The organism is Comamonas sp. UBA7528, from assembly GCF_002479375.1.
Lineage (GTDB): Bacteria > Pseudomonadota > Gammaproteobacteria > Burkholderiales > Burkholderiaceae_C > Comamonas.
This window is the reverse complement of sequence record NZ_DLMU01000009.1, coordinates 28,805-49,725: the sequence shown is the minus strand read 5'-3', so window position 1 is coordinate 49,725 and position 20,921 is coordinate 28,805. Positions and strand designations below refer to the sequence as shown.

The following is a 20,921-nucleotide window of genomic DNA, read 5'->3' as shown; positions in this document are numbered from 1 at the left end:
ACTGACGACGGAACCCGAAGAAAGCAGTTATGCGTTATTACCTCATCGGGGCCCTGTCGGCCCTGATGGTGGTTGCCGGTTGTGGTCCAAAGTCTGAAGAGACACATGCCACGGCGGCCTCCACCAGTTCCCCCGCAAGCAGTTCGGTTGCGCCTACTGTCCCTGATGTCGGCAAGCTCGAGAGCGTGAGCACCACGGCCACGGGACTGGGAAAAACTGCGGGTGAAGCAATGGCCGAGGCCATGAAGATGGCTTTGCTGCAAGTCAACGGTGCCGTTGTGCAAACAGAGAGTGTCACGGCCAAATATGGCTTGGATGTCAGCTTGAACCAGGACAGCGCTTCGCTGCGCGCGAATGCATTTGCCGAACTGGTTCAGCAAAAATCTGGTGGCGTGATCCAGAACCTGAAAGTGGTAAGTCTGGAAGAGCCATCGCTGCTGCCGCCCAAGCTCTACAAGGCCACGATCGAAGCCAGTATCGCCAAGTTCAAGCCTTCTGCAGACATGCAAAAGCTCAAGGTGGTGATCGGTCCTGTTACGTTTGGCCAGCAGCATCTGGCGATGGGGGACCGTTCCGTGCCATCGGCCCAGGTGGCTGCCGCATTGCGTCAGCGCATCAGTGATGCGCTTGTGCAGACAGGTCGTTTTGCGGTGCTGGACCGTGAGTTCAGTCCCGAAATCGAGCAAGAGCTGGACATGATTTCGAGCGGGCAAGCACCCAGCGCCGAACTGGCCAAGCTGTCACAGGCCGCCAGTGCCGATCTGGTGTGGAGTGCCCGTGTCAATACCTTTGCCTACAACCGCCACGCTCGCCAGTTGCGGACGAGCGACCGCGAACTGGTGAGCTATTCAGGCGGCTGGTCCTTGTCGCAGAAGATGGTGAATGTGGCCACACGCCAGGTCACCGTATCCGACTCACTGCGGGGCGCAGCGCCAGACCGTGCGGCGACCACCTTGGGTGCCAGTGTGGACGGCGACAAGATGCTCGCAGACATGACCGATGAAGCGGCGAAGGCGATAGTGGGCTCCATCTTGCAGCGGACTTTTCCCGTCATGGTGGTGGCACGCGATGGTACGAACGTCGTATTGAGCCAGGGCGGACAATCCATCCGCGAAGGAGCACGTTACGCCATGGCGGTCATTGGCAAGGAGATGAAAGATCCACAAACCGGCCAAAGTCTGGGACGGATGGAGTCGCCTTGCTGCGAGTTGGTCATTGACCGTGTGACTCCGAATCTTTCCTATGGGCACCTGGAGAATATGCGTACCGATCTGGATGGCATTCCGGAAGGTGGTTTGCAGTTGCGCAATGAACTCAAGCAAGCTGTTGCTTCTGCCAGCGCTGCCCCTGCTGGGGCATCTTCCTCGGCAACCAAATCACAGGCAGCCCCGGCGAAAGCAGCGCCTGTGAAGCCAAGCGCTGCGCCTGCGGCAGCTGAGAAAGACGATAAATGGTGAGGTGATCACCTTGTGTAAAAAGCGGCGCTGGGCGCCGCTTTTTTTATGGCCAGACTGATCGGGAAGCTGCAGCGGTGGTTTGCGTTCAACGGTGGGGCGAGAGTTTCAGCCGCCACAGGTCATAGCGTTCCTGCCCGGGCTGCACGGCGCCTGCGAAATGCTGGTTCAGATTGCTGGCGGTGAAGAGCAGGTCGCCATCCGGCGTGAGGGTGGCAGTATCCGGCCAGCGGACGCCGTCGTCGGCCGCCAGCAGCGACATGCTGCGGCGATGCGGGTCGTAGCGCACGATGCCGTTGCGTGTCACATCGGTGATGTAGAGCAGTCCCTGGGCGTCGGTGGCAATGCCGTCGGTATTGCCGCCCACATCGCCCAGGTTCTGGATCTGCGCGGCGCGCTGCGCATCGGTGGCTGCGGTGTCGTGCAACGCGGCAGTGGGAATGGCATAGGCGTGGCGGCCAGTGGTCACCGTCCAGTACAGCGTGGATTGGTCGGGCGACAGCGCAATTCCGTTGATGCCCAGCTGCAGCGGATTGCCGGGCCAGACTTCTTCGCCATGGGAAAACACCCGTACACCGGGCTCGGGCAGCAGCGCTGGGTGGCGGTGCAGCAAGCGCCGGGCCTGGCCGCTGGCGAAGTCCACCACGATCAGCGCGGCCTGGTTCCGGGGCGCGCTGCGCAGCCCGCTGTCGGAGATATAGGCCACGCGCCGGGCTTCATCCACCACGATGTCGTTCAAGAAACTGCCGCTGCGGTCGGCCACGCCATCCAGGGCAATGCGGCGCACGGTCTGGCCGCTGGCCAGGTCGATGACCAGCACTTTCTGCGCCCCTTCGGGCGCCAGGGCTTCCCCGGCGACAAAGCCCATGTCCAGGGCCCACAGCCAGCCGTTGCGCTGGTCCACATAAAAGCCCAGCACATTGCGCAGCGCCTGCTGTGGCACGGCCTGCACGGCATTGGCAGACACGGACGGAAAGGCCGTGAGGCGCGCCGAGCCGCTGGTGGCTAGGGTGTCCAGGCGGCTGAGGGTGGCCGGAGCCTGGGCCGATACCAGGCGCGGTGTGCTGACAAAGGCCTGGCCCTGGCCGTCGAAATGGATGCCGGCAATGGGTGCGCCGACGGAATGGGGCGATGGTGCGGGTACAGCATCTGCGCGGGAAGTCGCAGTCGCCTCCCAGGTCACGCCGCTGTAGCTGCGCCAGCGTTCCAGTGTGGCGGTGGCTGTCGGTGGTTGGTCCGGTGCCGCTGCGTGGACGGCAGAAACAATGGAAAACATGTGGAGCAGCAAGGCCATGGCGGCAGTGCTCGGCAGACGAGAGTGGCGGGGCATGAAAGACTTTCGGGGCAGCGTGGTAGCTGGATGCGGGGGAATGGCATGCATGGGATCAGCGCGCGAGTTCAGCACGCCTGTATGAGATCGCGCAGGGCCTGGCCCACGCCGGTGGCCGACTGCGGGTTCTGCCCGGTTACCAGGCGGCCGTCGGTCACCACCTGGGGCTGCCAGTCGGCGGCAGACAGGTGCTGGGCACCGCGCTGCACCAGCGTGCTGGCCAGCAGAAAAGGCACGACCTGTTCGAGCTGCACGGCGCGCTCTTCGCTGTCGGTGAAGGCCGCCATTTGCTTGCCGGCCACCAGATAGCTGCCGTCACTGAGGGTGACGTTGACCAGTGCTGCCGGCCCATGGCACACGGCGGCCACGGCACCGCCGGCTTCATAGATGGCGCGCGCCACGCGTTGGACGGCGCTGTTGTCCGCGAAGTCCCACATCGCTCCGTGGCCGCCGGCAAAGAAGATGGCTGCATAGCGCGCGGGGTCCACATCCTCCAGGCGTGTGGTGGTGCGGATGGCGCGGCGGAACTGCGCATCGGCCCAGTAGTGGGCGTTGGTGCTGTCCTGCAGATCCAGGCCGTCCACCGGCGGCTCTCCACCCTGGATGGACGCAAATTCCACTGGAATGCCTGCCGTTTCCAGCTGCTGCAGTGGGTGGGTGACTTCGGCCAAGTAAAAACCGGTGGGCTCGCCTGTGTGGCCTTTGCGGGCATGGCTGGTCAGAACGAACAGGACCGGGCGGCCGGCGGACGAGGCAGAGCTGGCTGCTGTGGCGGCTGTAAGGACGGGGATGGTGTGCATGGCTGATCCTTGGTGAACGATGGAATGGACTGTATTGATTGCTTTCAAGGAGATAAACTAGCTTTCAGGAATTTGATTTGTTCTTTGAAAGACAAGATGAATGGCGCGACGCTTTGACCATGTGGCGGATGTAGAGGCCTTTGTGGCGGTGGCCGAGCAGGGCTCGTTTACGGCGGGCGCTGTGAGTCTGGCGTCGACGGCATCGGTGCTCAGCCGTGCCGTGGCGCGGCTGGAGGCGCGGCTGGGCCACCAGTTGCTGCATCGCACCACCCGCCGTCTGAGCTTGACGGACACCGGACGCCTCTATTTGGAACAGGTCCGTGCGGCCTTCATCTTGCTGGACGATGCAGAGCGCGATGCCCAGGGCGACGCCGAGGCTCTGGCCGGCCGTGTGCGCATCAGCGTGCCCACCAGTTTTGGCCATTACCGGCTGCCGGCGCTGCTGCAGCCGTTCACGACCCAGTACCCGCAGGTGCGCATCGAGGTGAACATCACCAACCGCAATGTGGATCTGGCGGCCGAAGGCTTTGACTTGGTGATCCGCCTGGGGCCGCTACCGGACAGCGGTCTGGTGGCGCGCAAGCTGGAGGATGCGCCGCTGTGCCTGGTGGCGGCACCGGCCTATCTGCAGCAGATGGGGGTGCCGCGTACGCTGGCCGATCTGCCGCAGCACCGCTGTCTGCCTTTTGTGATGCCGCGTACCGGAAGGTTGGCGCCCTGGGTGTTTCGTGCGCAGGGCCAGGATGTGGAATGGCTGCCCGAGGCCGCCGTCACGGTGTCGGACGATGTGCTGGGGGTGGTTTCACTGGCAGAGCAGGGCATGGGCATCTGCCAGAGCTATGACTTCATTGTGCACAGCCGCATCGCCGATGGCCGTCTGGTGGAAGTGCTGCCCCAGTTGCGCGGGCGCAGCCGGCCGTTTTCGGTGGTCTACGCGCCGCACCGCCGGCAATCTGCCGCTGCGCGGGCGCTGATTACCCAACTGACAGGGCAAGGGCTGGGTGGTGCCCTGCAGGCCTGAAGACAGCGGCCATCCGGATACGCGGATGGCCGTTGTCTTCAGGGGGCGCTGTGGCGAGTGCGTGGACATGGCAGCGGCGGGCTGCCTATGGCGATGGCTGTGTGGACTCAGCCCTGTGACCGCAGGCGCTGAGCCGCTGCCTGGGTCTTCTGGGTACGTTGCCGAGCCTGGCGGCGCTTCCACCACAGCCACAGGCCGCTAATACCCAGGCCGGCCAGCACCAGGCCGCCCAGGGCGACGGCGGTTTCCAGCGCCCAGCCGCCCAGCTCACCGGTGTGCAGCGGGTAGATCACGGCCACGGCGGCGGCGCCCGGATCGACCTCGTTCCAGCGCCGCACTGCCAGCACCTGGCCGGTGCGCGGGTCCATCCAGACCGAACTCACGCCATTGGGGTGAGGTTCCCCCGGCACCAGAAAGCGCACCCGCACCGGTTTGGTGGGCGCGGCAGGGAGCTGCAGCATGCGCAGCTGGCCCTCGGGCAGGGCGCGTTGTGCAGTTTCCCGCAGCGCATCCACCGACGGCAGAGGGCCGGGATCCATCTGGAGCTTGGGCAGCTTGGGGGGCTCCACGGTGCTGGCACCTGTGAAGGCATTGATCACCTCGCCCAGCGGGCGCCATGCCATGTAGGCGCCGGTGGCCACGGAGACGGCCAGCAGCAGGCCCAGTGCGGCGCCGCCCACCCGGTGCAGATCGAACAATAAGCGGGCCAGGTTCTTGTGCAGTTCCACGCGCCAGGCCTGGGCCCAGTGCCGGGGCCACCACAGCACCAGGCCGGTGACCAGCAGCACCAGATAGGCCAGGGCCACCCAGGCCAGGATGGCCTTGCCCGTGGATTCCAGCAGCAGGCTGCTGTGCAGCTTGAACAGGGTGTTGGCAAAGCCTTCGGTGGCGCTGCGCCGGCCTTGTTCCAGTCCGGTCCAGGGGTTGAGATAGAGCGTGCCACTCCAGCTGCCGCGCACCGTGGCCCACAGGCTGTCACCGGGGTGCTGGGGCAGGCGGAAGCTGACCGTGGTTTTGTCACCAAATTCCTGCTGCAAGCGGGCGTACAGCGGCGCCAGGGAGGTGGGTGCGGGTGTTGCCGTACCGGAAGGCGCTGGGGTGGTGAACAGCTCGGCATGCAGCCGGCGGTCCAGCGGCTGGGCCACCACCAGCAGGGCGCCGGTCAGGCCGGCCAGCACCAGTATCCAGCCCAGACCCAGGGCCAGCCAGCGGTGCAGCCGCAGCCACAGAGAACGCAGTGCAGTCATGCTTGCAGCAGCCCCGGTTTAGAACGGCAGCGTGGCCTGCACGTAAAGCGTGCGGGGCATGCCGACGTACTTGCCGCCGTTGTTGTCGGTGGAGCGCAGGTAGTAGCGGCGGTCGAACAGGTTCTTGACCCCCACAGCCAGGCGCAGGTTGTGGGCTTCCTTGCCCATCTGGTAGCCGGTGCGCAGGTTGACGGTGGCATAGCCGGGCACATCGCCCAGGCGGCCGGAGGCGTCTTCCTGCGTGATGTACTGCGTACCCGATCCTGGCGAGCGCTGCTTGGACTGCGCGTTCAGGTCGGCGTTGAAGGTCCAGCGGTCCACGCTGTAGCGTGCCGACAGCGAAGCCGTGTGGCGCGAGTACAGCGGCAGGTCCTTGCCCGCAAAGTCGCCGGCCTGTGAAGAGGCCTGCGTGTAGGTATAGGTCATGCCGGCCGACAGGCCCTTGAGGGCGGGGAAGGCCTTGCCGAAGTCATAGCGCAGGGCCGATTCCAGGCCGCGGTGGCGGGTGGCACCCAGGTCGGTCCAGATGCCGTCCACGCCGACGCGGGTCAGCAGCAATTCCTTGTCGAAGTCGATGTTGAACAGCGTCAGTTCGCCGCCCCATTGCTCGCCCTGGAAATGCGTGCCGATCTCATAGGTCTTGGCCGATTCGGGGTGCAGGCCGCGGTCACTTTGCGCCAGTTGCGCATACTGCTGCGGCCCGAAGGACTTGCCGGCGTTGGCAAACACGGACCAGCGGTCGTTCATGCGGTAGAGCACCGACAGGGTGGGCAGCCATTCATCGGCCTCGGATTCCGGGGTGATGGCACTGGTCACCACTCCGCCTGCGCCCAGGTTGTTCACGTGGTTGAAGGAACGGATGCGCTCGAAACGCACGCCGGGCGTGATGGTCCAGTTGCCGATATCGATGCGGTCGTCGATATAGAAGGCATGCGCCGTGGTGCCGCCATGGCTGTTCTGGTACGCGTTCATGGGCAGGTCCATGGCATTGCCTTCAGTGCCCGAGGTGTAGTAGGCCGTGCGCAGCGCCACTTCGGAGCTTTTTTCCTTCAGGTAGCGGTAGCCCACGCTGACTTCCTGCACCACAGGGCCGGCTTCGAAGATGCGTGAATAGCGCGGCTCCAGGCCCAGGTAGTTGTAGTTGCGAGGGGCCGCGGTCAGGCGGCGCTGGCTGCCGTTTTCCTGCTCGATGTAGCTGCCACGGAAGGAATCCACGTAATAGGCCAGCACTTCGATGTTGTTGCGGCCGTCGTTGTGGGTGTATTTGAGCGAGCCGTCGGTGCGGCGGCCGGTGAACTGGTCGTAGCTGCGCGTGCTCTGGAAGGGGTCGGCCGCGTACTGCGCCGTGGTCAGGCCGCCCGGCATGCGGCCCTTGCCTTCAAAGTGGTGCAGCGAGGCGGTCAGATTGTCCTGGCCCGTCAGGCGGTAGCTGCCCTTGAGCAGCACATCGTCGATGTCGGTCTTGTCATTGCCCGCGCGCCAGCCGCTGCCGTGCGTGCCCGAGTAGAGCAGCGCGCCGCCCAGGCCGGCCGCGTTGGTGCCGCCCACAAACAGGCTGGGCGTGGTCTTGACGTTGCCGCCGTGGCTGTAGAACTCTGCGCCCACGCTGGCATCGGCCTCAAATTCCTTGGGGATGGCGCGGGTGACGAAGTTGATGATGCCGCCCACATTCTGCGGCCCGAAACGCACCGAGCCTGCACCACGGATGACGTCCACCGAGCTGAGATTGCCCAGCGAGACCGGCGCCAGCGACAGCTGGGGCTGGCCATAGGGTGCGTAGGAGACGGGCACGCCATCCATCAGCACATAGGAGCGGGGCGACAGGCGCGAGGTCAGCCCGCGCACGCCGATGTTCAGCGAAACATCGCTGCCCCCCGTGCCGTTGCTGTCCTGCACCTGCACGCCGGGCACCAGGCGCAGCACATCACGCACGCTGGCGGAACCGCTTTCCTCGATGCGCTGCTGGTCGACGATGGTGCGGGCGCCGGCATGCTCCAGCACCTTTTCCTGGTTGGGGTTGTCCAGCCAGTTGCCGGTGACGGTGACCGAGTCCAGCGTGGACACCACGGGTTCGGCGGATTGAGCGTAGACGGCGGCGGGCAGGCAGGCCAGTGCGGCGGCAGCGGCCACGGCGCAGCTCACACCGGCCGTGCGGGGAGATTGGGGAGAGGACATGGAAGAGAAGGGCAGAGGCTGCGTTCAGGCCGCTGTGGTCAGCAGGGCAGGCGGCGGCACGGCAGAAAGAGAGTTGGTGATAAAAATCAACAATGATTATAAATAGGAATGATGCGCAGTTTGGGCGGTAAGGTCGCCAAAGTCGCTGTGGCTGTCCGGGGAAGTCGTGGACCCCTGGCTGCCGCGAAGGTTGCAGATCCCGAAGCATCCTGCCTTCGCAGGGGGTTGCCGTGGCCTATCATGCGGGCCGCAGCACAAGCACCGTAGCGTTGCTTGCGCATTGCTCCGTGGGAAGACTGCGACTTTGCGGCCGGCACGCTTTGTGCAGATGCGGTGAAGGTACTGTGTCGGTCCTGGCGGTTTTCGGCGGGGCGCTGCTGCGTTGTTTTTCAGGAATCTTTGGTGAACTCTCCCGCTTTCTCTGCCCTGTTGCCTGTGATTTTGATGATTGGCCTGGGCATCGTCCTGGCCAAGCTGCAGTGGGTGCGCCACGCCGCCGTACGGGATCTGTCGAATCTGGTGTTCTATGTGCTGACGCCGGCATTGCTGTTTCGCACCATGATGCAGGTGAAGCTGACGGATCTGGATTTCGCTCCCATCGGGGTGTATTTTCTGGCTGTGGCCCTGGTGTTTGCCGCCACCATGTTGGTGCAGGGCTTCACCACGCTGGGCGCTGCGCGCGCGCTGGCCAATACCTTCAGCAACACGGTGATGATCGGTATCCCGCTGATGGGCCTGGCCTATGGCGAGCAGGGCTTGGTCACGCTGTTCACCCTGATTTCCGTGCATGCCCTGGTGCTGCTGACCAGCGGCACCATCATTTTTGAACTGGCCGCCGCGCGCCAGGCCAGCCGGGCAGGCCAAGCGGACGCACGCGGCATGGGCCGCACGATTGCCCAGGCGGTGAAGAACAGCATCCTGCACCCGATTCCGCTGCCCATCATTGCCGGCGTGCTCTACGCCCAGACCGGCTTGCCGGTGCCCGAGGTGGTGGACAAGCCGCTGCAGCTGATGGGGCAGGCGCTGGGCCCGATGTCGCTGTTGCTGGTGGGGGTGACGCTGGCCTATGGCCGGGTGCACGGCAATCTGACTGCTGCGCTGCGCATTGCCGTGGTGAAGACCATCGTGCATCCCGCCGTCTTCCTGGGCTGTGCCTGGCTGCTGGGTCTGCGCGGCCCGGCGATGGCCGCCATGGCGCTGGCCGCGGCCTTGCCCGTGGGCGCCAATGTGTTTTTGTTCACCCAGCGCTACGAAGTGGGCGAGGACGAAGTCACGGCCAGCATTGCGGTTTCCACCGCGCTGGCCCTGGTCACGCTGCCGGTGGTGCTGACGGTATTGCAGCGCTGGGGGTAGGTGACCGCAAGCCTTGGCGGCGATGGCCGTGGCGCTGCAGCGCAGCCGTGTTGCAATGGGAAGCAGCGCGTCTCAAAGAGATATGGGCGACTCTGGGTGGCGGCTGATCATCAAATGACTGGCTTGCCCAGATGCCGCAGGGCATTGTCTGTCTCCGGGAAATTCTTGGCATTCAGGCCTTGGCAGGTCCGGGGGCGCTGCTCTTTGACCTTGTCCATCTGCCGCAGTAGCCTGTGCGGACCCTTTATTGCTTCGTTGAACTGTGCGTTGGGTCGCGTGGCACCAGGGCCAGATCAGTGCCGAGCGGGCGTCCCGCTGTCGCAGCAGGGGGAGTGCGCGGCGGTGTACCTGGTGGCAGGAGCACAGGGCTGCTACTCACAGGCTTCGGCGCAGAAAAAAGCCCCGGGTGCGCGAGCGCCGGGGCTTGGGGGCACCACCTAGACTTGGCGCGTACACCGATATGTGTTGTATCGGCATCTGCGGCGGGGACTTGAGCGGTTTGGGTCTAAAAAGCGCCATTCAGGGCGCAAGACGCTCCCGCACCCAGACCAGGCTGTCGTCTGGCCCGCTTTCGGCGCGGTAGCGCAAGCGGTCATGCAAGCGGCTTTTGCGGCCCTGCCAGAATTCCCAGCGGTCGGGCACCAGACGGAAGCCGCCCCAGTGCGGGGGGCGCGGGGGCTTGAGCAGGAACTGGGCGCCATATTTGGCTGCGTTGGTTACCAGTACGCTGCGGCCGGAAATGACCTGGCTTTGCGGGCTGGCCCAGGCGCCAATGCGGGAGTCCAGCGGGCGGCTGTGAAAGTAGGTGTCGCTTTCTTCATCGCTGACGCGTTCGACCCGGCCTTCGATGCGCACCACGCGCTCCAGCTCCACCCAGTGGAACTGCAATGCCGCAAACGGGTTGCCCGCCAGCTCGTTGCCTTTGCGGCTGTCGTAATTGGTGTACCAGACGATGCCGCGTGCGTCATAGCCCTTGATGAGCACGATGCGTGTGCTGGGGCGCAGGTCATTGCCGACCGTGGCGACGGTCATGGCATTGGGTTCGGCCACCTGTGCGCTCACGGCTTCCTGCAACCACTGGTCGAACTGCGCCAGGGGATCGGCTTTGGACGCTTCTTCATTGAGTTCTGCGCGCTCGTAGCTCTTGCGCAGGTCGGCGATGTTTGCAGAAATCTGGCTCATCCCGCCATTGTGCCTCCTGCATGCGGCAGTGTGGTACTCGCAGCAAGTGGGGTACAAGCCTGAGAGAGCAAGTGCAGGACGCTGTGCTCAGGGAGGGGGCAGGTACACAGCCGCAGACCACGACGCACGGCAGCCATGCGGGCATGGCGCAGGGCGGATGCGGCTTCAGCCTGCCAGGGACACCGTTTCGGCGCGGCTCATGTGCTCCAGGGCGGCGCAGACATCGGCCATGCGGCCGCTGAGCACTATGCGGGCGCGATCGCCCACATCACGGCGCAGGACGCGTACCTTGTCGTCCATGGCCACGCTGAAATAGCGGTTGTCATTGGCGCTGGCTGTACTGCCGCTCACGCCGAGCAAGCGGAGCGTGGTGAACGCGGGATCCGGGGTGTTCCGTTGCGCACGGGCGCCGGATGCTGCGGTGGATGCAGCAGACGCTGCCGCACGACGACCGCCCAGAACTGAGCGGCGATGGGCAGGCATGGACAACGGGGCAGTAAGGGTGAAGCCGGCCGGGGTGCTGGTAGTGGTGAACAGGCGCATGGAGGAGCTCGCTTTCTGTCGTGCAGTTTTCCGGGCAAACCTACTCCCTCAGGCTGCACACACCTGATTGGAGAGAGAAATTCAGGACAAAGCAGTCTCTGCACGGCCGCGCGGGCCGTGGGAGAGCGCTGTAGTGGTGACGAAAGCGGGCTGGGCGGCGCTTCCGTTGTCAAAGGCCTGGCGCAGTGGTGGCAACGCCCAGGGCGTCACTGCGCGACCAGACCGAAAGTCTCTGCGCTTACATGTGCGCCGAGTTGCGGATCAGGCCTACGGCCAGCCCTTCGATGGCGAAGGGCTCCTCAGGATTGACCTGGATGACGGGGTAGTCGGGGTTTTCGGGCAGCAGTTCGATCTGCGAGCCAGTGCGGCGCAGGCGCTTGACGGTGACGTCGTCACCCAGGCGGGCCACGACGATCTGGCCATTGCGGGCCTCGCGCGTGGACTGGACGGCCAGCAGGTCGCCGTCCAGGATGCCGGCGTCCCGCATGGACATGCCGCGCACCTTCAGCAGGTAGTCGGGCTTGTGGGCGAACATGCTGGCCTCCACCGAATAGGTCTGGTCGATGTGTTCTTGCGCCAAAATGGGCGATCCCGCAGCGACGCGCCCCACCAGCGGCAGCAGCAGCGGCTGCATGGCAGTCAGAGGTAGTGCAAAGATGTTGCCGCGGGCTGCGTTGATGCTGCGCACGGTGTCCACACACAGGCGAATGCCGCGTGATGTGCCACTGACCAGCTCGATCACGCCCTTGCGGGCCAGGGCCTTGAGGTGTTCCTCGGAGGCATTGGCCGACTTGAAGCCCAGTGTGCTGGCGATCTCGGCCCGGGTCGGGGGCGCGCCAGTGCGGCTGATGGCAGACTGGATCAGATCCAGAATCTGCTGCTGCCGGGGGGTGAGCTTGGGGTGGTCCATGGGCATTCCTTGATCGGTGGGGATGAATACTGTGTGTTCATCCAGTACCTGTATTTTTGACCAGTTTGCAAAGGACTGCAAGTGGAAAGTGGCAAGACCATCGTCATTCTGGGGACCGGCGGCACGATTGCCGGGGTGGCAGACCATGCGGGCGCCCATGTGGGCTACCGTCCGGCCCAGTTGGGTGTGGCGCAGCTGCTGCAGGCGGTGCCGGATTTGGAGCGCGTTGCAAATGCACCACTGCAGGCCGAACAAGTGGCCCAGCTGGACAGCAAGGACATGGACCACGCCACCTGGCATGCGCTCGCCGTGCGCTGCAGCCTGCTCCTGGAGCGCGCTGATGTCGGTGGCATTGTCATCACCCATGGCACCGACACACTGGAAGAAACCGCCTGGTTTCTGCAGTGTGTGCTGCAGCCATCCAAGCCCGTGGTCCTGACCTGTGCCATGCGTCCGGCCAGCGCCATTTCAGCCGATGGCCCGGGCAATCTGCGGGATGCGGTGATCAGCGTGGCCGATGCCTGTGCTGCAGGGCGCGGTGTGCTGGCCGTGGTGGCTGGGATGGTGTTCAGTGCCCGCCAGGTGCGCAAGGTGCACCCCTACCGGGTGGATGCATTCGACGGCGGTGACAGCGGCCCGCTGGGCTGGGTGGAGGAGGGGCGGGTGCGCTGGGCCGGCGCCGTGGACGGGGCTGCTCTGTCGGCACCGAAGATTCCGCCGGTGGGTGCGCTGCGCCCGCCTGCCGAATGGCCCCAGGTGGAAATTCTGTTGAGCCATGCAGGCTGCAGCGGCCCGGTGATGCAGGCCGTGGTCCAAGCGCTGTGCAAAGCTGGCGTACGCGGGTTGGTGGTGGCTGGCACGGGCAACGGTACCACCCACCAAGCGCTGGATGCCGCACTCGAAGTGGCACAAAGCCGGGGCCTGGCGGTGCGCCGCAGCACACGTTGCGAGCGCGGGCGCATTGTGCAGGCCGAAGACGCTGATGACAGTCGTGTCAGCGCCTTGTCTGCCGTGAAGGCGCGCACCAGCCTGATGCTGGAGTTGATGGGCTGGCCGCGCACGGACCGTTAGCCCGAAGTTCGGGCGGGTGCAGCAGATCTCGCACAGCCCGGGTCTGCACGTCGCTCCACAGCGCTGGCTGGACGGGGCTGTCGTGTGCTGCGCACGAAATCCTCACAAAAACTTACAACCGGTAGATAAGAGGAATGTGCACCCGGCGCGGTAGGCAATAATCGCGCACGGAGGTGTTAGTGGTGACCAATTCTCTCGCGAGCGGCCTGGATTTTGAGGACATGTTTGACCTCGCCCCCATATCCCTGTGGATGGAGGATTACAGCGGGCTCAAGCAGTTGTTCGCGCAATGGCGCGCCGCGGGCGTCACCGATTTGCAGCAGTTTCTGCGCGAAGACCCCCGGCGTGTGCAGCAGTGCAGCCAGTGCTTCCAGGTGCTGCGCGTCAACCAGTACACGCTGGAGCTTTTCAAGGCCCCTGACCAGGCCACGCTGCAAAACCGCCTGGATGAGGTATTTCGCGGCGATATGCACGATAGCATCGTCGCCGAACTGCTGGCCCTGTGGGACGGACAGCTGAGCTTTGCTAACCGCTCGGTGAACTATGCGCTGGATGGCCGGCGCATGGACATTCAGGTGCGTTTTCGCGTGCTGCCCGGCTATGAAGACAGCTGGAGCCGTGTGCTGGTGTCGCTGGAAGACGTCACCGCCGAGGTGATGAGCACGCAGCGTCTGCAGGCCAGCGAGCAGTATGCGCGGGATCTGTTTGCCCATTCCCCGGTCTCGCTGTGGGTGGAGGACTTCAGCGCGGTCAAGCAACTGCTGGACGAGGTGCGCGAGCGTGGCATTCGCGACTTCCGCACGTTCTTGAAGGTGCACCCTGAGTTCGTCACCCGCTGCATGCAGGAAATCCGCGTGATCGACGTGAACCAGCAGACATTGGAGATGTTCGGCGCCAGCAGCAAAGCCAATTTGCTGCACAACCTGGCCCAGGTGTTTCGCGGGGAGATGTACGACTCCTTTGCCGAGCAACTACAGGATCTGTGGGATGGCAAGCTGGTGCAGCAGCGCGAGGTGGTGAACTATTCGCTGACCGGCGATGTGCTGCACATCCACATGGAATTCGCCATCATGAACAGCCACATCCGGAACTGGGACCTGGTGCTGCTGTCCCTGGTTGACATCACGGCCCGCAAAAAGGCCGAGTCCTACCTGGAATACCTGGGTAAGCACGATGTGCTGACCCAGTTGCGCAACCGGGCCTTCTATACGGAAGAACTCAACCGTCTTTCGCGCAAGGGGCCTTGGCCGCTGTCGGTGATTGCGATCGACATGAATGGCCTCAAGGGCGTGAACGACGACCACGGCCACGCGGCAGGAGATGCCATGCTGCGTCGCATCGGCGAGGTGCTGACCAAGGCGGTAGATGCACCGGCCTGCGCGGCCCGCATAGGCGGCGATGAATTCATGGTGCTGCTGCCCGGCAGCGACGAGCGTGGCGCACAGGCCATGCAGGAGCGCATTCTGTCGCTGCTGGAGCTGAATAACCAGTTCTACCCCGGACAGACCATCCATCTGGCCATGGGCCATGCCTGCGGGCGGGAAGGTGCCAGCATGGAGGCGGTGGTGCACCGCGCCGACCAGGCCATGTATGTCGAGAAGATGCGGTTTTATGCGGGGCGCGCGCAGGACCGGCGGGTGGACAGCATGCCCTGACGCACCGGGCTCTGGAGGTGTCCGCAGTCCAGGCTGGCAGCTATTGTGTGCACATGAAAAAAGGCTGGTGTTGCCACCAGCCTTTTTTCTTTTGGCCGCTGTGCAGGTGTCGGCTGCGCAGCGGTTCTGCCACTGATCCGGGTGATCAGGAGGCGAGGGCGCCCAGTGCGCGGGCGGTGATCTCTTCCACGGTGCCCGTGCCGCTGATGGCACGGTACTTGGGGGCTGCTGCGGCGTCGGCCTTGGCCCAGTTGCTGTAGTAGTCCACCAGGGGGCGGGTCTGGTTGCTGTACACATCCAGGCGCTTCTTGACGGTTTCTTCCTTGTCGTCTTCGCGCTGCACCAGGGGCTCGCCAGTCACGTCGTCCTTGCCTTCGACCTTGGGCGGGTTGAACTTGACGTGGTAGGTGCGGCCCGAAGCGGGGTGGCTGCGGCGGCCGCTCATGCGCTCAATGATGGCGTCGAACGGCACGTCGATTTCCAGCACGTAGTCCAGCTTCACGCCGGCGGCCTTCATGGCATCGGCCTGGGGGATGGTGCGGGGGAAGCCGTCAAACAGGAAGCCGTTGGCGCAGTCAGCCTGAGCGATGCGTTCCTTGACCAGATTGATGATCAGGTCGTCGCTGACCAGCTGGCCTGCGTCCATCACGGCCTTGGCTTCCAGGCCCAGGGGGGTGCCGGCCTTGACAGCGGCGCGCAGCATGTCGCCGGTGGAGATCTGTGGAATGCCGTATTTCTGGCAGATGAAAGTGGCTTGCGTGCCTTTGCCGGCGCCAGGTGCGCCCAACAAGATCAGTTTCATGGAATTCCTCGGGATGTATGAAAGCGTGGCAGCGGTCCGGCACAAGAAACCCAGCTTCAAGCTGGGTGGATGGCGGACCGGCATATGTTTTTTCGCGGGCAAGGATAGCACGCGTGCACCTGACAGGCGCTTACACGGCGCTCGGGGCTGCACCGCTTGACGGCATGCCATGCGCCTGCCAGCACCGAGGCGGTGCACGGCGTGCCGCCAGCAAGCTGGTGCCGGGCTGCCCGCTGGTCTTGTGCAAGAGTGACTTGCGATCTTGTAGAAGACTTTTTTCGGGAAAAGCAAAAATGAGAGCTTTGCATGCCGATGCTCACAGGATTTGAAGAGGCTTTTGCATGCAAATCATTGAAATGTGAGCATAAACCGCTCTCATTTTGCGCTTTGTGACAGTTCAGCGACCGACCAGCAGCGCGCGCACGCGCTCCAGGTCTTCGGGCGTATCCACGCCAGCGCCGGGCGCATGCTGTGTCACATGCACGGCGATCTGGTGGCCGTGCCACAGCGCGCGCAGCTGCTCCAGCGCCTCCACCTGCTCGGTCGGAGCAGGTGTGAGCTGCGGAAACTGGCGCAAAAACCCTGCCCGGTATGCGTAAATTCCAATGTGGCGCAGTGGGCCATAGCCTGCGCTGGCACCGGTCTGCGCGGCCTGCCACCAGGCGGTGCCATTCTGGTCGCGGTGGTGGGGAATGGGGGCGCGGCTGAAGTAGTGCGCCAGCCCCACCGCATTGCACACCACTTTCACCACATTAGGGTTCTGGTAGTCCGCCAGGGCCTCGATGGGGTGGGCTGCGGTGGACATGCTGGCCTGCGGGCGATCCTGCAACAGGCGGGCCACGGCGCCGACCAATGCCGGATCGATCAGGGGCTCATCGCCTTGCACGTTGACCACGATGTCGTCGCCATCCAGGCCCAGCGCGGTGCAGGCCTCGGCCAGGCGGTCGCTGCCGCTGGGGTGGTCTTCGCGCGTGAGCACCGCCTGCACGCCGTGTTCGGCGCAGGCCTGCAGGATGGCGGGGCTGTCACCGGCCACCACGACGCGGGTCGCGCCGCTTTGCGCAGCCTGGCGTGCCACGCGCACCACCATGGGCAGGCCGGCAATGTCGGCCAGCGGCTTGTTGGGCAGGCGGCTGGAGGCCAGGCGCGCCGGGATCAGGACGGTGAACGGAGCGGCAGAAGACATGGCGGCAGGGCTTTCCAGGGAAATTCAGGCTTCCAGTTCTTCGTCGCTCAGCGTGCGGGCTTCGTTTTCCAGGAGAACGGGAATGCCGTCGCGCACCGGGTAGGCCAGGCGGGCGCTGCGCGAGACCAGTTCCTTGCGCTCGGCGTCGTAGCGCAGCGGGCCCTTGGTGACAGGGCAGACCAGCAGTTCAAGCAGTTTGGGATCCATGGCGTGTGCTTTCGTTATTCGGTAAAAGAGGCAGGCGCTGTGCGTTGCCAGGCGCCGAAAAGGGCTCAGGGCGCGGCGGGCCGGGGGCTGTTGACAGCTGCCGATGATAGGCGGGCGGTGGTCAGGCGCTGGTCCAGCAGGTCAAAAAAAGCCTGTGGAATGTCCAGCTCCAACGGCACGGCCAGTGCGTCGGGCTGCAGCGGCCACAGCTTGACGGCGTCTTTTTCGGTGCAGATCAACAGCGCGTCTGCATCCGCAGGCCGCTGCCAGCTCTCAAAATTGTAGTGATCGGGCAGGGCCTGGGCATGTTCCAGCTGCAAACCCTGGTCTTGCAGCATGGCAAAGAAACGTTCGGGCCGGGCCACGGCAGCGAGGGCGTGCAGCGGGCGGTCCGTCAGCTGTGCCAGCGGCACATGGCGGCCATCGGAGCGCAGGGCGTAGGGCGCTAACTGCCGTTGCATGGCGAACACCGGCTGGCTGGCCGGGGTGTGTTCCGGCGCCGGACCGGTGTGCAACACCGCATCCACGGGGCGGGGCCAGGGCTCGCGCAGCGGCCCGGCCGGCAACTGCCAGCCATTGCCGATGCCGCCATCGTGGAAGACGCAGATTTCCACATCCCGGGCCAGTGCCGTGTGCTGCAGGCCGTCGTCGCACACCAGGATGTCCACCTCCGGATGTGCCGCGCGCAGCGCACGGGCGGCGTCCAGACGCTGTGGGGCCACAAACACCGGCACGCCGGTGCTGCGCGCCAGCAGCAGGGGCTCGTCGCCCACCTCCTCGGGAGCGGACTGCGGCAACACCGCACGGCAATCCCGGGTGTTGCGGCCATAGCCGCGCGAGATGATGCCCGGCGTCCAGCCACTGCGTTGGAGGTGGCCGACGATGGCCTGGGTGACTGGTGTCTTGCCCGCACCGCCGGCAATCACATTGCCGACCACGATGGTGGGCAGCCCCGCGTGCCCGGCATGGGCGGCATCGCTGCGGCGCTGGCGGGCGGCCAGGGCGCCGTACAGCAGCGACAGCGGCCGCAGCGTCCAGGCCAGCACTCCGCGGCGCTGCCAGGTGCGGCGCAGCCAGGCTGCGCGCCGGGCACTGCCGCCGGCGCTGCTGCCTGGATATAAGGGAGTGGATGGTGCCGGGGATGCCATGTGCACGAATTCGTGAAGGGCTAGAGCAAGGCGGCGCAGTGGTGCGTCCAGGGAGGCGCGGGCCACGTTCAGCGCTTCGCTCCGGCAGACGTTTGCGTGGCAAACGTGATCTGCGACAGGCTGGCGCGGCGTGCGGCCTCCATCACCGTCACCACGGCCTGATGGGGGGCCGCCGCGTCGGCGTTGATGATGACGATGCTGTCGCTGCCTGCTTTGGCGGCCTCGCGCAGGGCTGCTGCCACAGCGTCCACGCTGCGATCGGCCAGCGCCTGCTTGCCGATCACATAGTTGCCTTCGGCAGTGACGGCGATCAGCACCTCGCGCGGGCGGTCGCGCTGCTGCTCCACGTCGGCCACGGGCAGCGTCAGCTGCAGCTCGGTGAAGCGGCTGTAGGTGGTGGACAGCATCAGAAAGATGAGCACCACCAGCAGCACATCGATGAAGGGGATCAGATTGATCTCCGGCTCTTCGGTGCGGCGGGGGCGGAAGTTCAGTGCCATGGGGCGGTCTTTGCTTCGGTAAGGGCGCTGCTCAGGCGCGCAGCTGTGCCAGATGGCGTGCAAACTGTTCGGACGACAGCTCCAGGCTCAGCAGGAAGCTGTCCACGCGGGCACGGAAATAGCGCCAGAAGATCAGGGTGGGAATGGCCACGATCAAGCCAAAGGCCGTGTTGTACAGCGCGATCGAGATGCCGTGTGCCAGCTGGGCCGGGTTGCCGCCTCCTACGGCGCCGCCGCCCGACTGCGAGCCGAAGATCTCGATCATGCCGATCACGGTGCCCAGCAGCCCCAGCAGGGGCGCTGCCGAGGCGATGGTGGCCAGCGCGCCCAGGTACTTTTCCAGGCGGTGGGCCACGGCACGGCCGGTGTTTTCCAGCGTGGCGCGCACGTCTTCATCGCTGGCATGGGGGTTGCGCGTGAGCAGCTGCAGGCTGCTGGCCAGCACTTCGCCCAGGGCACTGTTCTGCGCCAACTGGGTGACGGTCTGCTCGCCGGGCAGGCCATTGTGAGTGACGGAGATGGCTTCCTGCAGCAACTGGGGTGGTGCGACCTTGGCATCGCGCAAGGCCAGGAAGCGTTCAATGATCAGGGCGAGGGCCAGAATGGAGCAGGCAATCAGGGGCCAGATCGGCCAGCCTGCGGCTTGTATGATCGAGAGCAAGGTTTCTTCTTTCCGCATGATGGGCAGCAGCGGGCCATTATGGCGCAGTGCGGCCCCGTCCTACGCGCCGCAGCGGGCATTTACGCCCGCGGAAGTTTCGCCTGCGCGCCTATAGCACAGAAAATGCTGTGGATAACTTTGTGGGGAAGCGATGCCCCGGAACACCTGCCGCAGGCAATGTGAAGCTTGTGTGAATCTGCTGCATTGCGGAAAAATTTTTAAAACCATTTAAATTCAATTGACTAGAGATGTTTCTGCAAGTGCTCATGGAAGATTTCTGTGCAAACATCGGCCAGAAGGCAAATGTGTTCCGCTGTGGATATGCACGACTTTCTGCCCCGCTGGCAAGTTGAGGCCGCGCCATGTTTGACCCTTATCAGCCCTCTGCTTCTCCTACAGTCTGGTCCGTGGGCGCACTGTGCCGTGCGGTGGCCGATGCGCTGGAAGCACGTTTCAATCCAGTCACAGTGCGCGGAGAAATCACCGGGTTTTCCCGTGCCGCCAGTGGGCATTGCTATTTCTCGATCAAGGACACGGTAGGCCAGATCCGCTGCGCCATGTTTCGCCGCGCCGCCAGCTCCCTGGCCTTTAGTCCACGCGACGGCGAGTTGGTGGAATTGCGCGGACGCCTGGGCGTGTACGAGCAGCGTGGCGATCTGCAACTGATCGTCGAAAGCCTGCAGCGTGCCGGGCAAGGGGCTTTGTTCGAGCAGTTCCTGCGCCTCAAGGCCCAGCTGGAGGGAGAGGGCCTGTTCGATGCCGACCGCAAGCGCCCGCTGCCGGTGATGCCGCGCGGCATCGGCCTGGTCACTTCGCCCGGCGCGGCGGCGTTGCACGACGTGGCCACGGCCTTGCAGCGGCGTGTGCCGCACATCCCGGTGGTGCTGGCTCCGGCGCTGGTGCAGGGAGCGGCGGCGCCAGCCTCGCTGGTAGCGGCCTTGGAACAGCTCTACGCACGGGCTTTGCATCCACGTGCCGGCGAGCCGCCGATTGATGTGATCTTGCTGGTGCGCGGCGGCGGCTCCATGGAAGACCTGTGGGCCTTCAACGACGAGCTGCTGGCCCGCACTGTGGTGCGCAGTCCGGTGCCGCTGGTCAGCGGCGTGGGGCACGAGACCGATTTCACCATTGCCGACTTCTGTGCCGACCTGCGGGCGCCCACGCCCACGGCGGCTGCCGAGCTGGTGGCCCAGCCGCGCGATGCCTGGTTGGCCGCGCTGGACCAGCTGGAATCGCGTGTGCAGGGCGGCATGGAACGCTGGCTGGACCGGCAGGGCCAGCGCCTGGATCTGGCGGCCCAGCGCCTGGGCCGCCCTTCGGGAAATCTGGCCCAGCAGCGCTTGCGCTGCGAGCGCCTGGGTCAGCAGTTGCGGCATGCGGTGCTGTTGCAGGTTCAGCAGCACACACAGGTGGTTGCGGCGCAGCAGGCCAATCTGATGCCTATGCTGCAGCGCCAGCTCCTGCAGCGCCGCCAGCACCTGACGCAGCTGGCACACCGCCTGGACCTGTTGGACCCGCGCCGCGTGCTGCAGCGCGGCTACAGCCTGCTGACCGACAGCACCGGCCGCGCGGTCACCCGGGTGGAGGACGCTCCTGTGGGGGCAGCGCTCAAGGCACACCTGTCGGATGGCAGCGTCGATGTGACTGTCACACAGCCCAAGCTGCTGTGATCCGGC

General features: G+C 65.0%; 19 protein-coding genes. 6 read left to right on the top strand and 13 right to left on the bottom strand.

The features are described 5' to 3' along the window. Positions 1–29: 29 nt before the first annotated feature. Complete coding sequence (locus tag B3349_RS11415; protein ID WP_291588700.1) at positions 30–1,457, top strand: CsgG/HfaB family protein; 1,428 nt, start codon at positions 30–32, stop codon at positions 1,455–1,457. 85 nt (positions 1,458–1,542) lie between these two features. Here B3349_RS11415 and B3349_RS11410 read toward each other — a convergent pair whose 3' ends face one another. After that, positions 1,543–2,784, bottom strand: coding sequence for an L-dopachrome tautomerase-related protein (locus B3349_RS11410; protein WP_291588699.1), 1,242 nt, complete (start codon positions 2,782–2,784; stop codon positions 1,543–1,545). Between the two features lie 68 nt (positions 2,785–2,852). After that, the gene (locus B3349_RS11405) at positions 2,853–3,584 is read right to left on the bottom strand and encodes a type 1 glutamine amidotransferase domain-containing protein (RefSeq protein WP_291588698.1); all 732 of its coding nucleotides are present in this window, start codon (positions 3,582–3,584) and stop codon (positions 2,853–2,855) included. Between the two features lie 100 nt (positions 3,585–3,684). Here B3349_RS11405 and B3349_RS11400 point away from each other — a divergent pair, with 100 nt between their 5' ends. Next, positions 3,685–4,605 (top strand): LysR family transcriptional regulator, encoded by a 921-nt coding sequence (locus B3349_RS11400; RefSeq protein WP_291588697.1) that lies wholly within the window; start codon positions 3,685–3,687, stop codon positions 4,603–4,605. Between the two features lie 107 nt (positions 4,606–4,712). Here B3349_RS11400 and B3349_RS11395 read toward each other — a convergent pair whose 3' ends face one another. Together B3349_RS11395 and B3349_RS11390 are read right to left on the bottom strand one after the other, a co-directional pair. Further along, positions 4,713–5,852 (bottom strand): PepSY-associated TM helix domain-containing protein, encoded by a 1,140-nt coding sequence (locus B3349_RS11395; RefSeq protein ID WP_291588696.1) that lies wholly within the window; start codon positions 5,850–5,852, stop codon positions 4,713–4,715. 18 nt (positions 5,853–5,870) lie between these two features. Beyond that, positions 5,871–8,027, bottom strand: coding sequence for a TonB-dependent receptor family protein (locus B3349_RS11390; RefSeq protein WP_291588695.1), 2,157 nt, complete (start codon positions 8,025–8,027; stop codon positions 5,871–5,873). Positions 8,028–8,429: 402 nt separating this feature from the next. Here B3349_RS11390 and B3349_RS11385 point away from each other — a divergent pair, with 402 nt between their 5' ends. Continuing rightward, positions 8,430–9,380, top strand: a complete 951-nt coding sequence (locus B3349_RS11385) for an AEC family transporter (RefSeq protein ID WP_291588694.1) — start codon at positions 8,430–8,432, stop codon at positions 9,378–9,380. A gap of 519 nt (positions 9,381–9,899) precedes the next feature. Here the strand turns inward: B3349_RS11385 and pdxH are convergent. The 3 genes from pdxH to lexA form a co-directional block, all read right to left on the bottom strand. Next, positions 9,900–10,562 carry a pyridoxamine 5'-phosphate oxidase gene (gene pdxH / locus B3349_RS11380; protein WP_291588693.1) on the bottom strand — a complete coding sequence of 221 codons (663 nt, stop codon included), beginning with the start codon at positions 10,560–10,562 and terminating at the stop codon, positions 9,900–9,902. Positions 10,563–10,727: 165 nt separating this feature from the next. Continuing rightward, positions 10,728–11,105 carry a hypothetical protein gene (locus tag B3349_RS11375; RefSeq protein ID WP_291588692.1) on the bottom strand — a complete coding sequence of 126 codons (378 nt, stop codon included), beginning with the start codon at positions 11,103–11,105 and terminating at the stop codon, positions 10,728–10,730. Positions 11,106–11,343: 238 nt separating this feature from the next. Continuing rightward, a complete protein-coding gene (lexA, locus tag B3349_RS11370; RefSeq protein WP_291588691.1) occupies positions 11,344–12,015 on the bottom strand; it encodes a transcriptional repressor LexA in 672 nt (223 codons plus the stop codon). An 81-nt stretch (positions 12,016–12,096) separates the two neighbouring features. Between lexA and B3349_RS11365 the strand changes: the two genes are divergently transcribed. Both B3349_RS11365 and B3349_RS11360 read left to right on the top strand, forming a co-directional pair. After that, on the top strand, positions 12,097–13,086 hold the full coding sequence (locus B3349_RS11365) for an asparaginase (protein ID WP_291588690.1): 990 nt from the start codon (positions 12,097–12,099) through the stop codon (positions 13,084–13,086). Positions 13,087–13,307: 221 nt separating this feature from the next. Then, complete coding sequence (locus B3349_RS11360) at positions 13,308–14,741, top strand: sensor domain-containing diguanylate cyclase (protein ID WP_291588689.1); 1,434 nt, start codon at positions 13,308–13,310, stop codon at positions 14,739–14,741. 145 nt (positions 14,742–14,886) lie between these two features. Here B3349_RS11360 and adk read toward each other — a convergent pair whose 3' ends face one another. From adk to B3349_RS11330, 6 genes are all read right to left on the bottom strand, one after another. Next, complete coding sequence (gene adk / locus B3349_RS11355; protein WP_280010375.1) at positions 14,887–15,543, bottom strand: adenylate kinase; 657 nt, start codon at positions 15,541–15,543, stop codon at positions 14,887–14,889. 397 nt (positions 15,544–15,940) lie between these two features. Then, positions 15,941–16,729: a 3-deoxy-manno-octulosonate cytidylyltransferase gene (gene kdsB, locus B3349_RS11350; protein WP_291588688.1), complete on the bottom strand. Its 789-nt coding sequence runs from the start codon at positions 16,727–16,729 to the stop codon at positions 15,941–15,943. A gap of 24 nt (positions 16,730–16,753) precedes the next feature. Then, the gene (locus B3349_RS11345; RefSeq protein ID WP_066531949.1) at positions 16,754–16,936 is read right to left on the bottom strand and encodes a Trm112 family protein; all 183 of its coding nucleotides are present in this window, start codon (positions 16,934–16,936) and stop codon (positions 16,754–16,756) included. Positions 16,937–17,001: 65 nt separating this feature from the next. Next, positions 17,002–18,084, bottom strand: a complete 1,083-nt coding sequence (gene lpxK, locus B3349_RS11340; RefSeq protein WP_291588687.1) for a tetraacyldisaccharide 4'-kinase — start codon at positions 18,082–18,084, stop codon at positions 17,002–17,004. A 68-nt stretch (positions 18,085–18,152) separates the two neighbouring features. Next, complete coding sequence (locus B3349_RS11335; RefSeq protein ID WP_291589208.1) at positions 18,153–18,578, bottom strand: ExbD/TolR family protein; 426 nt, start codon at positions 18,576–18,578, stop codon at positions 18,153–18,155. A gap of 37 nt (positions 18,579–18,615) precedes the next feature. After that, the gene (locus B3349_RS11330) at positions 18,616–19,245 is read right to left on the bottom strand and encodes a MotA/TolQ/ExbB proton channel family protein (protein WP_218332234.1); all 630 of its coding nucleotides are present in this window, start codon (positions 19,243–19,245) and stop codon (positions 18,616–18,618) included. Positions 19,246–19,607: 362 nt separating this feature from the next. Here B3349_RS11330 and xseA point away from each other — a divergent pair, with 362 nt between their 5' ends. Beyond that, positions 19,608–20,915, top strand: coding sequence for an exodeoxyribonuclease VII large subunit (xseA, locus tag B3349_RS11325; RefSeq protein ID WP_291588686.1), 1,308 nt, complete (start codon positions 19,608–19,610; stop codon positions 20,913–20,915). The last annotated feature ends 6 nt before the right edge of the window (positions 20,916–20,921 follow it).